This is a genomic window from Pararhizobium sp. IMCC21322, assembly GCF_030758295.1.
GTDB lineage: Bacteria > Pseudomonadota > Alphaproteobacteria > Rhizobiales.
Genome location: NZ_CP132335.1, coordinates 1,768,089 through 1,781,904 on the forward strand (window position 1 = coordinate 1,768,089; position 13,816 = coordinate 1,781,904).

Below are 13,816 nucleotides of genomic sequence, written 5' to 3' on the forward strand. Positions count from 1 at the left end.
ATTTGCTTCGCAAAATGCCATGTGTTGTTTTGATGGTAACGACAACAATCGATGCGCAATCCTAGCGAAAAACAATCTTCGATTGAGTAGTTTCAGATCGGAATAGTTTATGATGACAAATTTTTGTCGCAATTGTTGGCCGAATACTGGAGCCGGTGGCCCGTCAGTTCATATCCCTTGAATTCTCAGCTGATTTTCTATTTGAAAATAACTGCAGAATTAGTAGGTTGAATGCATGATTAAGCAATTGATATCAACACTGAACAAAGCTCGGATTTCCCAAATCAGTGGCGGCATAACCAGCCTGTGGCGTCGGACGATTTGTCTGACAGCGTGCCTGATAACCGCATTTTGTATCTCGTTGCTGTCGACTGTTTCCATTGCAATTGCGCAGGACGTGCCGGAAATCACGCCCGAAATGATTGAAGCTGCAGATGCAGGTGATGCCTACTCTGCATACATCATCAGCTATGATCTGATTGTGAAAGGTGGCGAGCAGAACATCCGAACGGCGCTTCGGTATCTTGATATTGCCTATGAGGGATATTCAAAGGCTGAGAACGACGACGAACGTTTTGCCGGCTCGCTCCTGAAGATGATTGGCGATGGATACGGCCAATTGAACAATTATGCCGTAGCGTTGGAGAGATATCGCGCGGCTGACAAGGTCTTTGAACGTTTCATGCATCTTGAGGGCGTGGCGCTTGAGCGTGCTTTAAACTTGCAGGCGCAGGGTCTCACCATGATTGATCTGTCGCGCTACAAGGAGAGCCTTACCTATTTCGAAGCCGCGCGCGCACTTATGATTGCTGGCGATGGCGAAGAGAGCATTTACCTCGGGGATACCTATCTGAATGAAGGCATCGCATTTGAGGGCATGAAACGCTACGTCGAGTCCATTCAGACCTACAACAAAGCGATGCTGCATTACAGCAAGGCCTATGGGCCGGAAAGTGCTCCGGTCGCTTATGCCATCAACAATATCGGGTGGGTGTTCAGGCGGCTTGATAATTTCGAAGAGGCTGAAAACTGGACGCTCAAAGCCTTGCCGATGATAGACAAGCATGAAGGTGCATTCTCCGACAATGGCGGAAAAGTCAGAATAAATCTTGGCATCATCTACCATCAAATGGACCGGACGGATGAAGCCATTCGCTGGACCATGCGCGCCATGCCTTATATTTCGGCTAATAAATCAACAACCTATGATGATCAGCGTTGGGCCTTTGATACGCTTTCCCGCGCCATGCGCGCCAAAGGCGACATCGACAAGGCGATCACCTTCGGAAAGCTGGCGGTGAATGCACAGCAAGCCATTCGAAACCAGAATGCAGATTTGGGTGAAGCGGGAACCAAGGAATTGCGCAGCGAATGGTCGCGGCTGTATGAGCACCTTGCCTCACTGCTGATAGAACAGGGCCGCATTGCAGAAGCACAAGCGGTTTTGAATATGGAAAAGGAGCAGGAGGTTTTCAATTTCCTGCGCCGTGACGCAAGCGCATCTGTCGCAAACACCACAGCCATATTGACCGACGCCGAATTGTCTGAAGAAGAGCGATTGAAGCAACTTTCCCAGTTTCCACTCGAAGCCGCACAGACCCTTTTCGCGCTGACACTAAAGCTGGAAGCTGACACTGCGGATGATGCTGAAATCGAGCAGATTTTTGTGTTGCAGGAAGCACTGGAAGCCTCCAACGCCGCGTTTGAAGCACAGGTCGAGGCATTTTTGGAAAGCGTCGAGCCCACCCAGACCGAAGGTTTATCGGCCCAGTTTGACAAGATCGAAAGCTACCAGGCCCTGCTGGAGGATAAGGCACAAAAGGCGGCCATTCTTCAAATTGCTGCAATTGATGACAAGGCCCATCTTTTTCTGACCCTGCCGAATTTGAATTTGCATGAAGAGGTGACGGTCAACAAGGCAGAATTGGCCCAACTGGTTTTCGACAGTTTGCAACTTATTGAACAACGATCGCCCGACGCATCAGCCAAGCTGAAGGAGTTGAACGACATATTGTTCGCACCTGTGCGTGAAGCGCTGGACAAGAGCGAAACCGAGGTGGTGATGCTGAACCTGAACGGGTTTTTGCGCTATGTGCCATTCGCGGCCCTGTTCGATGGCGAGGAATATCTGGTCCAGAATTTTGCTTTTTCTCTGTATACCACGACCATTCCAACGCAATTTAATGAAGGCGCACGCGAGCGCACCAAGACCGCTGGTTTTGGGGTTACCGCTGCCCATCCCGGATTTTCCCCGTTACCCGGCGTGCGCCAGGAATTGGAGACCATTTTTTCCGGCGAGGATGCAGAAGGTGTGCTGGAAGGCCCAACTGCGCTTGACGCAAGTTTCGATGAAAAGAGCCTGAAACTGGCATTGCTGAAAAAGCCCTCCATTCTTCACATCGCAAGTCACTTCAATCTGAAACCTGGCCAGGAAGATGATTCATTCCTGCTGTTGGGAGATGGCTCTCATCTGAAACTGTCAGACATTCGCAAGCAAAAAGCCCTTAGTTTCAAGGGGATTGATCTTGTCACGCTGTCTGCTTGTCAAACCGCTCTCGGTGGCGGCGATGGTTCGGAAATCGAAGGGTTCGGTGCGGCAGCCCAAGCCAATGGTGCGGGCGCGGTGATGGCATCTTTATGGCCGGTGGCCGACGATGCAACCCCGATCCTTATGCGCGATTTCTACCATGCAATGATAGATCAGGGCCACACCAAAGCCGAAGCACTACGCATTGCACAGGTTTCCATGTTGACCGGAAATCAGGCGCCACAACTTGTGGTAAGTCTTGAGCGCGGCGTCTCTGGACGTCAGAAGAAGGAAGCTGCAGAGGCGCCGCAGGCGACATTTGCGCACCCTTATTTCTGGTCTCCATTCGTGCTGATGGGCAATTGGCTGTAGCTGCTTTGAGTTCTAGGCCTGGATGTCGAGAATTTCGCCGTCTTGATTTACCCAGGTTACCTTGACCTTATGGGGCTGTAGCGAATTCACCTCGTCTTTTACCAGTTGAGCTATCGAATGGGCTTCGTGGAAATGTGTCCGCTTCTCAGGATCGTTCCAGTTTGGTTCATCGTTCAGCGCGTCCATTTCGTCTGTGTCGCAGAACCGGTCATATCTGTCCTCCCACTTGGAAATTCGCAATTCCAAAGCGATTGAAATACCAAGCAGATCCGGTTCAACTGTTTCCCATACATCACTTGCCTTTGACCGCACCCAAAGTCCTTCTTCATCCGCGGTCGCCTGAACCCGTAGTTCCGCAATTTTGAAAGTGTCATTGGGTTGCAGCGGTTGTGTGAGGTCGGGATCGGGGGCGTGATCAGTATGGGGAGCCCGCATCAGCCGATAAGCGTAAATCGCGAAGGCCACTGACAGCGCCAGGCCTGCTGATTCTCGTTGAGACCAGGAGGGTGGGAATGACGGCAGCGCACCAAGGTGCTGAGCGTACAGCAGACAGAACGTCACCACAGCGTAGACAATCATGGCATTTATTGTGGCCTGGCGACCTGAGCCTATGGTGTCATCATCTTCATCCCGGTCAAAGAAACGCGGTCCAAGCACCAAAATGTGCAGTAATTGCATGGCAAGACAGATGCAAAATAGTGCAGTTGCGAGCGCCGACTGAAAAAACAGGAAGGCCCCGCCCGCAAAGCTGACAACAGCCATTGCGCCAAGAAATTGTTTTTTGAAACCTTCGCTGTCGACAGTTTCGGAAGCTTCTCCCGGTAAATTGATGCGCTCTATAACAGTGTCAATCAGCCCATCCATCGCAATCGCGCGCGTAAGCGCATAGCCGCCAAACATATAAAATGCTCCGAGCAGGCCAAAAGCGATAGCGATCATGTTCTCCACGTAAAAATCATCTCCCAACTGATTCCAGGCCTAACAACTGTTCTTGGATATGTTGCAAAAAAATGCGCAGTAACATAGGGTTAGACTATAAATATTATTGAATGAGCCTAAATAAACATAAGATTGAATAACGTTTTTACGTGCAACTAATTGTTGTAAGTGCAATCTGTATTTTGCGCATACAGGTAGACAAGTTTGGGAACACAGAGCGTCACCGCTGTGCGTGAGGTATTGGATTTTCTTAGGCACAAAGAAGACAGAATCTGGTGTATGTAAGCCTGTTATGAAAAAATTAATGTGTTTCAAGCGTGCGTCTGTTTTGCTGTCGATAATATGTGGAGTTGCTTTGCTCTCCGGGGCCGAAGCGATTGCAAAAAAAAATCTTGCATTGATTGTTGGCGTATCAAAATACCAGAATCTGCCAAAGGAACTATGGCTGAAAGGTCCCAGGAACGACGCCATACTGGTGCGAGATTTTTTAATCTCCAATAGCGCCAGACCTTTTGAAGAGGACAACATCAAGGTTCTCGCTGATGGTGTTGAGGGCGCTGACATCCCTACATTGGCGGCGATACGCGGTGCCATGAGCGATCTGGCCGCGGAAGCAGGGCCTGGCGATTTTATCTATCTGCATTTTTCCGGTCATGGAACGCAGGCACCGGCCCGCGATCCTTCAACGGAACTGGATGGTTTGGACGAGTTGTTTTTGCCTGCGGATATTGGCGCATGGGACAACACGGTCGGTACGGTTACCAATGCTCTGGTGGATGATGAAATTGGTGAGTTGATTGGCGCCATTCAGGCCAAAGGTGCCCATATCTGGGCGGTTTTTGATAGCTGCCATTCAGGCACGGTCACGCGCGCAGCGAGCTTGGCCGATCCGCTGGACAGAGAGGTGTCCCGTAAGCTTTCGCCTGCCGTTCTTGGCATAAGTGATGCCGAATTGGTTGCCGCCCGGCCAACCACACGCAGCATTGGTGTTGAAGAAGCGGGCAGTCCGGTTGAAAGTCTGGCCGACAGTCCGACCTCCGAAACCGGAAGTTTTGTTGCCTTTTACGCAGCACAAACCAATCAGACAACGCCGGAAATGCGGCTTCCAGCGAACAAAACTCCGCGTGAACCGCACGGGCTCTTTACCTTCACCATTCTGGAAGCCATCGCACAAAATCCAGGCATGTCCTATCGCCAGCTCGGTCAGGAAATCCTGCGAACTTACTCAGTTTTGAATCGCTCGCAGCCCACCCCACTGTTTGAAGGTGATCTCGATTTTGGTGTCTTTTCAAATACCGAAGCAGCTTTTATCCAGCAGTGGCCGGTCAAACAAACGGGTGGCACACTGACCATAACTGCCGGCCGCCTTCATGGCCTGTCTCTTGGTGAAACCCTGGGAATGGTTGAGACGCCGGCTCAGACAGAAGTAGACGAAAACCTGCAGTTCAAGATCGAAACCATCACCGATCTGACCGCGACGTTGACGCCGGTCAGCAAAAGTTTCGTAATTCCGGCCGACACGCAGTTTGCACGGAAAACCGAGACCAGCATCGATTACAGTTTCACCATTGCCAAACCATTGGACGAGCAGCAGACCCCCCAGACTGAAGCGCTTTTCTCGGCTCTGGATACATTTGAGCAGGCTGGTCTGAGATTGGAAATCACCGATCCTGAAACCGAAGCCGATGTTCAGTTTGTTGTCAGAGACAACAACCTCTGGTTCGTCGGAAGGGACGGCATTTTGGTGCCCGAGGGGCTGAACAAAACCCCATCAATCTCGATGGAAGATAAATCCGCCGACGCTTTTTTGGCTATTGTCGGAGATAATCTGGCACGCATGGCGCGGGCCAATAATCTCATCAAGCTCGGTGGCATTTTCAGACCATCTGCAATGGGAGTTGATCTTGAATTCACGGCCCAGAACACGGTGCGCGAAGAACCGCTTGTGCTGGATGCAGCTTCTGTTTCAAAGCTTGTTCCCGGGGACATTGTTTTTCTGAAAGCAAAAAACACCCAGCGCAATCCGGTCGATGTGAACGTATTGTATATCGGCAGCGATTTTTCAATTTCCCACATCTATGCAGAGCGTTTGAACAGGGAAGACAGTTTTGATCTTGATCTGTTTGATGTCACCGGTGCCTCCTTGGGCCGGGAGCGCATTCTCGTTGTTGCAACGCCCGCAGCGCCACAAAGCGCGGTTGAAGATTTAAGCTGGCTTGAGCAGTCAAGTCTGGAACGCACCAGAGGAAATCAGAGTGAATTGGGCGGAATGCTGGCTGAAGCAGGCTTTGCCTCCACGACACGCGCGGTGAAGAAGCGTGGCGGTGCCGGTGGTGGAATAGCCCAGATACTTGTTGATGTGGTCGGGCAACTGGAATGAATACACTTTCTGTCGTGATCATCTGTGTGTTTGCACTGGCAATCATCCTCGCCATTTTTGGTGCCTTCAAGTTCTTCCGGCACCTGCCAGCTTATTTGCGGGTGCGCACAGGAAGTTCTGTCGCGGTGCACAGATTTCGATTTCAGGATTACGTTGACTGGTTGGCCGCAGACAACAAAACAGATGGCAACGGACTACTTCTCTTCGCAGCAGGAATGGCTCTTTCACTAATGGCTTTTCCATTTTTGCTGGTCTTTTAATCGTAAAAACCCCTATGGAGGAAAATGTATGAAAATTGGTTTGAGTCTCGCGGTCGCGTCATTGCTGATGACAACGGCAGCCTTGCAGGCCGCTGAAAAGCTTGCGCCCCTGGAAAAGGGTGTGAACTTTGTCGCGCCCTACACACTGGCAGGTTCTGCTGAAAAAAGCGCGTTTGTGGAACGTGCAGGTGAAGACGAGGAAGCCTCTCGAGTTCTCAACGGACAACGTGCTGATGAAGGTGAGTATCCCTATCAGACCGCATTGCTGCGCGTTGATGTAGAGAAGAGCACAGTGGCTCAATTCTGTGGTGGCTCGATGATTCAGGACCAGTGGGTTTTGACAGCGGCACACTGCGTTGTCGATGCGCGTGATGATGGGCTTTATCTCGTTGACTCAAGCAATATTGGCATTCTTGTAGGGTCAAACAATATTACAAAAGGCGGGGATTTGATCGGCATTGAACAGATCAAGGTCCATCCGTCCTATAACCCAAACAGCTTTGAAAATGATATCGCGCTGCTGAAGCTTGTGCGCAAGCCAACGTCGGCTTTCAAGACCATCACGATTCCCACCGAGGAATATGCTGATATTCTGGAACAGCCCGGTGTGGAATCAATTGTGACAGGTTGGGGCCGGACGGAAACCGGGACAGCATCTATTGAGCTTCTTGAAGGCAAAATCGAAATTCTGGACCGCGCCATCTGTAATGCAGTTATGATGGAGCCACGCCGAAAGGCTGCGGCCAGTTCATTTTCGGAAGCCGTTGAAATTCTGGGCGTCAAGGGTGACATTGCCAATAAGCTGTGGCTGGATATGAACGCCGCTGTGCAAGAACCTTTCTCCGAGAATATGATCTGCTCGGGAACACCGCTTGGCCCACGCGGCGCATGCGATGGCGATAGCGGTGGCCCTTTGGTCGTGCGTCAGACGGATGGCACGTTCATTCAGGCCGGGATCGTAAGCTGGGGCATGTTCAGTTCAGACGAACCGGGTTGTAACCGTAACGCCAAATTCTCGGCCTATACCCGTGCAGGCAATTATGCCGATTGGGTTCTGGGCGAGTTAGGCTTTAAATAATCCAGGCTCTGAAGTCGTGCATATCATCGGAAAAGTCTTTTTCGGCGTTATCGCGACAATCCTGCTTTTTCTGATCATGACGGCTGGAAACCCTCCAGCCGTCTCTTTTTTTTGGAAAACCGAAACTCTGACTGTTGTCGGGCATGAGACTGAAGACTGGAATTCTGGCTGGGGCATCATCAGAAGAACCCTGCCGCGTGTGGACCGCAGTTCGCCTGAAGCGAAGTATCCGACAGCCATGCTCCATATCGACGAGCACATAACAGATCGGGATGCAGTGGTGGAAAACTGGCCCATTGGCCTGCAGGTGAAATCACGCCTGCACCCGTCTGAACGCATCGCCTATCCCTCCAGCAAATGGCCATTCATGACGGTGCCGGCATTTGGCTTTGCAACGGTTCTGCTGTTTCTGGCGGGATTTCAAATACACCGCCTGTTTGAACAGAAACCTCCTGCAAACAGCAGCCAACGGCAATCCAGTGGCTACGGCTCAGCGGGCTGGATCCTGGCGCTTTTCATCCTGCTTTTCACAGCGGTTCCGCTGTTTCTAACGATTTTCGCAGCAAACTTTGGCGACCCTCCGCCGCGCTCTGTCCTCTGGCCCCGTGAAACGGTGGAAATTGTCTCATCGGAGGCGCGTATCTTCAATGTTGGCAATGGCACCAAGGCTGCCTATTTGGATGTATTCGTCAAAGCACCGAATGATTTGAACGCGGCAACAGAACAGATTAAAGGCACATCCTATTCGTCTGTTTCGATCCGCCACGCGCGTGAGGTTTTGGCGTCTGACTATCAGACCGGAGAATTGAAATCTGCAATGCGCTCCCCCAGGGGGGAATTGTTTGTGGTGAGATTCAGATACACTGACGGTTTTGCAATCCTCGCCATCCTGCTGTCATTGCTCTGCTTTTTCGTTGTGCGCATGCTTTGGCGCGTGTTTTCCTGAACCGGTATTACTCAGCTACGTGGCCTAAGCGCTTCGTTTAGAGGTTGTTGACTGCTGGCCACGTAGAGGCGGCACTGCAACTGCGTGACGCAAGCATCCGTGTCATCAGCACCCAGACCAATGAAACATATGCTGGTACCGACCTGGATGGCCCGCTGACTCTGGACACAGTTGCAGAGGCTGTTTGACTTCATACTGACGTGAAGAACATGAAGGCGGTGGCTGGTAAAACGGCACTGGATAAACTAAGTCCAAGACAAAACACCGTCCATTCCGCTATGCAGGAGAAAACAATGGCAGATTCACACAAGAAACTTGCAGACATGCTCTCAGATCCGAAGCTTTTGGCGACAAAAGCCTTTTCGGGTGGTGATTGGGTGGATGCAGATGATGGTAAAACCTTTGACGTGACCAATCCGGCAAATGGCGAAGTGATTGCCAAAGTTGCTGATTTAGGCCGCGCCGAAACCGCTGTAGCGATTGGCAAAGCATCAAAAGCGCAGGTGGAATGGGCCAAACAGACCGGTAAAGAACGTTCGGCAATTCTGCGTAAATGGTATGAATTGATGGTCGAGAATGCCGATGATCTGGGAACCATCCTGACCAGCGAGCAGGGCAAGCCCTTTGCCGAGGCCAAAGGGGAAGTGCTCTATGGCGCTTCCTTTATCGAATGGTTTGCAGAAGAAGCAAAACGCGTCTACGGCGAAACCATTCCCGGTCACCAGCGCGACAAGCGCATTACAGTCATTCGCCAGCCGATTGGTGTCGCAGCGTCTATCACACCCTGGAACTTCCCCAATGCCATGATTACGCGCAAAGTTGGTCCGGCACTGGCGGTTGGTTGCGGCTTTGTCGCACGGCCTGCCGCTGAAACGCCCTTGTCAGCGTTGGCGCTGGGTGTATTGGCAGAACGGGCAGGGCTGCCAAAAGGCCTGCTGTCCATTATTCCATCCTCCCGGTCTTCTGATATTGGCAAGGAATTCTGCGAAAACCCGTCCGTCCGGAAACTGACCTTTACTGGCTCAACCGAAGTTGGCCGTATTCTGCTCAAACAGGCCGCCGATCAGGTCATGAAATGCTCTATGGAACTGGGCGGCAACGCGCCATTCATCGTATTTGACGATGCCGATCTTGATGCCGCCATCGAAGGCGCGATGATCTCGAAATATCGCAACAATGGTCAAACCTGCGTTTGCGCCAATCGCATCTATGTCCAGGCTGGTGTCTATGATGCCTTTGCCAAAAAACTGGCTGACGCAGTGAACAAGATGACGGTTGGTGATGGCCTCAGCGAAGGGGCACAACTGGGACCGCTCATCAATGCTGATGCGGTTGAAAAGGTTGAACAGCACATCGCCGATGCCAAGGCAAAGGGCGGTGAAATTCTGACCGGCGGCAATCGACACGCCTTGGGTGGCACCTTCTTTGAACCAACGATCATTACCGGCGCTACAAAGGATATGCTGTTTTCCACCGAGGAGACTTTCGGGCCTGTTGCGCCACTGTATAAATTCGAAACGACAGAAGAAGTTATCGAACTGGCCAATGACACGATTTTCGGTCTGGCGGCTTATTTCTATGCCAATGATCTGTCCCGCGTGACGCAGGTTTCCGAAGCGTTGGAATATGGCATGGTTGGGGTCAATACGGGCCTCATCTCAACAGAAGTCGCGCCCTTTGGCGGCGTCAAACAGTCCGGCCTCGGGCGCGAAGGCAGCCACCACGGCACTGATGATTATCTGGAGATGAAATATATATGCATCTCTGTTTAAGCGGGGGTGATCACAGTGGTAGTGGGCGTTTGTAGCTCACTACTGCTGTGATCAATGCCGAGGTGGACCATCGACTGAAAACTTGATTGCAAGGCTGCGTGGATACTCGGAATAAATCCGAGTATGACGCCATTAAAGGTCGGCACAAAACACGGATGCTGCTGTGAATCGATTGCGCTGTTTTCGAACTGCTGCTTATCATTATTGAGGTTTGTAGCTATTCTCGCGGTCTCACCCACCGCCGCCGTCATACTCGGATTTATTCCGAGTATCCACAGCGCCCGTATCAGCTGAGTTGAGCCTCAACCGAGTTGCCAGCTGTAATGTAAATTTAGACCAAGCTCCGAACAGAAATCTAAGCCTCAGCCAGTTCTTCCCAGCGATGACAGGCCACATCGTGCTCCATGCCCGAATGCGTCAATTCAGGTTCGACGGATTTGCAGATATCAATCGCGTAAGGGCAGCGGGTGTGAAACTTGCAGCCTGATGGCGGGTTGGTCGGGGAGGGGATTTCCCCTTCAAGTTTCTGAGCATCACCCTTGTTGTCCGGGTCCAGCGATGGGATCGCGGAGAGCAGCGCCTTGGTGTAGGGATGACGGGGCGCTGCAAACAGTTCACGAGTTGGTGCGGTCTCGACAAGACGTCCCAGATACATAACAGCCACATGATCACAGATATGCGCAACGACCGACAAATCATGGCTGATGAACAGATAGGTCAGCCCCAATTCCTTCTGCAAATCCTTCAGCAGGTTCAGAATATCAGCCTGAATGGACACATCCAGCGCCGCAACACTTTCATCGGCGACAACAAAGCGCGGATTGGAAACAAGAGCCCGGGCAATTGAAATGCGCTGTCGCTGACCACCGGAAAACGCGTGTGGAAAGCGGCGAAGATGTTCCAGATTGAGCCGGCATTTGGCGGCAATCTCACGCACGCGTTCATCGGTTTCTTCGCGTGAGGAAGTCAGACCCATCACTTCAAGCGGCTCTGCAATAATGTCGCGCACCGTCATGCGCGGGCTGAGCGCCGCATAGGGATCCTGGAAAATCAACTGTGCCCGTTTGCGATAATCGCGCAACTTGTCCTTGGGCAGCGTCACAAGATCATAGTCGACCTCGCCATCATTAAAGCGTGCTTCGCCGCGGGTAATACTCAGAGCTTTCAGAAAAGCGCGACCCAATGTTGTCTTGCCGGAACCGCTTTCGCCAACAAGCCCGAAAAAGGACCCCTTGGGAATATCCAGATTGACGCCTTCAACGGCTTTCAGCGTCTGTGTTGAAAACAGCGCGCCACCGCGCAAAGTGAAATGCACGGACAAATCGCGGGCAGAAATGATCGGCTTCTCGGTCATGCAGCACTCCGCTCGCGGGCCGCGACCAGACAGGCCGCAGTATGGTTGGCGTCAAATGCCGTCATGTCAGGAACCTGTTGGCTGCACATTGGCTCTGCGACCGGACAACGGGTGTGAAACACACACCCGGAAGGCCGCTCCAGAGGGCTCGGTATGTCACCTGCGACCGGTGTCAGTTCCGCATCCAGATCATCCAGCTTCGGGATCGCATTGATCAGGCCCTGCGTGTAGGGATGAATCGGTGTTCTGATGACATCGCGTACGGAGCCATATTCAATGATCTTGCCAAGATACATCACAGCCACCTTGTCGGCAGTTTGTGCAATGACCCCAAGATCATGGGTGATGAATATGATGCCCATATTGAATTCAGTCACCAGATCTTTCATCAGATCAATAACTTGAGCCTGAATGGTGACATCCAGTGCGGTTGTCGGCTCATCCGCAATCAACAGTTTTGGATTGGTCGACAGCGCCATGGCAATCATCGCACGCTGGCGCATGCCGCCAGACAGTTCGAAGGCATATTGGCTAAACCGTTTGGCCGCATCGGAAATGCCAACCCGGTCCAGCATATCCACTGAAAGGGCCTTAGCCTCTTTCTTGCTGATTTTCTTGTGCAACACCAATTGCTCAACCATTTGATCGCCAATGGTAATGGCAGGTGCAAAACTGGCCATTGGTTCCTGAAAAATCATCGATACAGAACCACCACGCACAATGCGCAGCGACTTGTTGTCCTTCAAGGACAGAACATCCACGGTTTCATTTTCAAGTGACAGCGTGATCTTGCTTTCGGGGGAGTAAATTGCATTGCCCGGATTGAGCTTCATCAGCGATTTGGCCGTGACGGATTTTCCCGAGCCGGATTCCCCGACAAGCCCCAGAACTTCACCGGCATTCACTTCGAAAGACACGCCATCCACTGCAGTGATGCGACCTTCGTCGGTATCGAATTGCAGCGTGAGATTATCAACAGTCAGCAGGGTCATTATTTTTTCACGCTTGAATAGGGATCGGCCGCATCACGTAATCCATCGCCGACAAACACAAAGGCCAGCACAAGAGCAACGAAAAACACGACGGGAATAAAATACCATTGGTAGTTCAATAGAACATCGGCTTGCGAAACATTCTGCATCATCGAACCCAGTGAATTCACAGGGTCTTTCAGACCAAGTCCGATGAAGGAAAGCGCGGTTTCAGAGCGCACCATATAAGGAAATGAAATCATCAGATCGACGATGATGTAGCTGGTAAAACTGGGCAGCAGATGCTTGCGGATTACATGCCCGGATGAGGCGCCGCACAATTCAGCCGCCAACACGTATTCCTGGCTGCGCTCGGTCAGCAAATGGGTCCGGATGCGCCTTGCAAGCGTAGGCCAGCCAATCAATCCCAGAATGATGGAGATAAAGAAGAACCGTGTTTCCGAACTCCACGAATCCGGCATGAACGCTGCCAGGGCCATAAACAGCGGAATCGGTGGCACCGTTCGAATGGCATCTGTGAGCATTTGCAATGAGGAATCAATCCAGCCGCCAAAATACCCCGCTGCACCGCCAATGATCAGTGCCAACACAAAGGAAATCAGAACCCCCAGCGTACCCACCGCAAGCGAAGTCCAGACCGCATGCAGCGTTCGGCCGAAAATATCCTTACCACTGGAATCGGTGCCGAACAGGTGAATGCCGCCTTCCGCAACGCCAAACAAATGGCTGTCAAAGGTCAGCGTCTTGACATTGATATCCAGCAGATCGCCTGGTAGGTCCCATGCAATATCAACAAGGCTGTACTCCCACCCCTCAACAAAAAATTCCACATAGCGACGCTCTTCGCGATCAATCGTGGTGACCCAGCGAAAGTTGGTTTTGATAGAGCGCTCGCGGGTAGATGAGTAAATAAACGGTCGTACAGAAAATCCATTTTCATCCCAGAATTTCGGGATTTGCGGCGCGCCATTCTCATATTCGCTGTCACGACCCGCAATTGTGGGATCATAGGGTGAAAGGAAAGGCGCGAATATGCCCATGCTGATCATGATGATCAGCGCCCAAAGCGCTATCATGGCGGACCGATTGCTTTTGAACCGAGCCCAAATCAACTGCCCTTGGGAGGCAGTGAAATACTCTTCTTTCAGCTTGGCGGCTTTGGCCAGATCTTTTGGGTCTGCGGTTGTTGCGCTCAT

At 51.7% G+C, this 13,816-nt stretch carries 10 protein-coding genes; 6 read left to right on the plus strand and 4 right to left on the minus strand.

Features of this window, described 5'->3' with window-relative positions:
- Window positions 1-235 precede the first annotated feature (235 nt).
- Window positions 236-2,899 (plus strand): CHAT domain-containing protein, encoded by a 2,664-nt coding sequence (locus RAL91_RS08575; protein WP_306261402.1) that lies wholly within the window; start codon window positions 236-238, stop codon window positions 2,897-2,899.
- Between the two features lie 12 nt (window positions 2,900-2,911).
- On the opposite strand, the gene RAL91_RS08580 is transcribed toward RAL91_RS08575, so the two are convergent.
- Window positions 2,912-3,838, minus strand: coding sequence for a hypothetical protein (locus tag RAL91_RS08580; RefSeq protein WP_306261404.1), 927 nt, complete (start codon window positions 3,836-3,838; stop codon window positions 2,912-2,914).
- 355 nt (window positions 3,839-4,193) lie between these two features.
- Between RAL91_RS08580 and RAL91_RS08585 the strand changes: the two genes are divergently transcribed.
- The 5 genes from RAL91_RS08585 (at window position 4,194) to RAL91_RS08605 (ending at window position 10,274) form a co-directional block, all read left to right on the plus strand.
- A complete protein-coding gene (locus tag RAL91_RS08585; RefSeq protein WP_306261406.1) occupies window positions 4,194-6,218 on the plus strand; it encodes a caspase family protein in 2,025 nt (674 codons plus the stop codon).
- Window positions 6,215-6,478 carry a hypothetical protein gene (locus RAL91_RS08590; RefSeq protein WP_306261409.1) on the plus strand — a complete coding sequence of 88 codons (264 nt, stop codon included), beginning with the start codon at window positions 6,215-6,217 and terminating at the stop codon, window positions 6,476-6,478. Before RAL91_RS08585 ends, RAL91_RS08590 begins: the two co-directional genes overlap by 4 nt.
- Window positions 6,479-6,506: 28 nt before the next feature.
- Window positions 6,507-7,556, plus strand: coding sequence for a serine protease (locus RAL91_RS08595; RefSeq protein ID WP_306261410.1), 1,050 nt, complete (start codon window positions 6,507-6,509; stop codon window positions 7,554-7,556).
- Between the two features lie 16 nt (window positions 7,557-7,572).
- The gene (locus RAL91_RS08600; RefSeq protein WP_306261412.1) at window positions 7,573-8,502 is read left to right on the plus strand and encodes a hypothetical protein; all 930 of its coding nucleotides are present in this window, start codon (window positions 7,573-7,575) and stop codon (window positions 8,500-8,502) included.
- A 293-nt stretch (window positions 8,503-8,795) separates the two neighbouring features.
- Window positions 8,796-10,274, plus strand: coding sequence for an NAD-dependent succinate-semialdehyde dehydrogenase (locus tag RAL91_RS08605; RefSeq protein WP_306261414.1), 1,479 nt, complete (start codon window positions 8,796-8,798; stop codon window positions 10,272-10,274).
- A 355-nt stretch (window positions 10,275-10,629) separates the two neighbouring features.
- Here RAL91_RS08605 and RAL91_RS08610 read toward each other — a convergent pair whose 3' ends face one another.
- The 3 genes from RAL91_RS08610 to RAL91_RS08620 are packed head-to-tail and all read right to left on the minus strand — an operon-like array spanning window position 10,630 to window position 13,816.
- A complete protein-coding gene (locus RAL91_RS08610; protein WP_306261416.1) occupies window positions 10,630-11,628 on the minus strand; it encodes an ABC transporter ATP-binding protein in 999 nt (332 codons plus the stop codon).
- The gene (locus tag RAL91_RS08615; RefSeq protein WP_306261418.1) at window positions 11,625-12,620 is read right to left on the minus strand and encodes an ABC transporter ATP-binding protein; all 996 of its coding nucleotides are present in this window, start codon (window positions 12,618-12,620) and stop codon (window positions 11,625-11,627) included. Before RAL91_RS08615 ends, RAL91_RS08610 begins: the two co-directional genes overlap by 4 nt.
- On the minus strand, window positions 12,620-13,816 hold the full coding sequence (locus RAL91_RS08620) for an ABC transporter permease (RefSeq protein ID WP_306261420.1): 1,197 nt from the start codon (window positions 13,814-13,816) through the stop codon (window positions 12,620-12,622). The genes RAL91_RS08615 and RAL91_RS08620 overlap by 1 nt, the downstream gene beginning before the upstream one ends.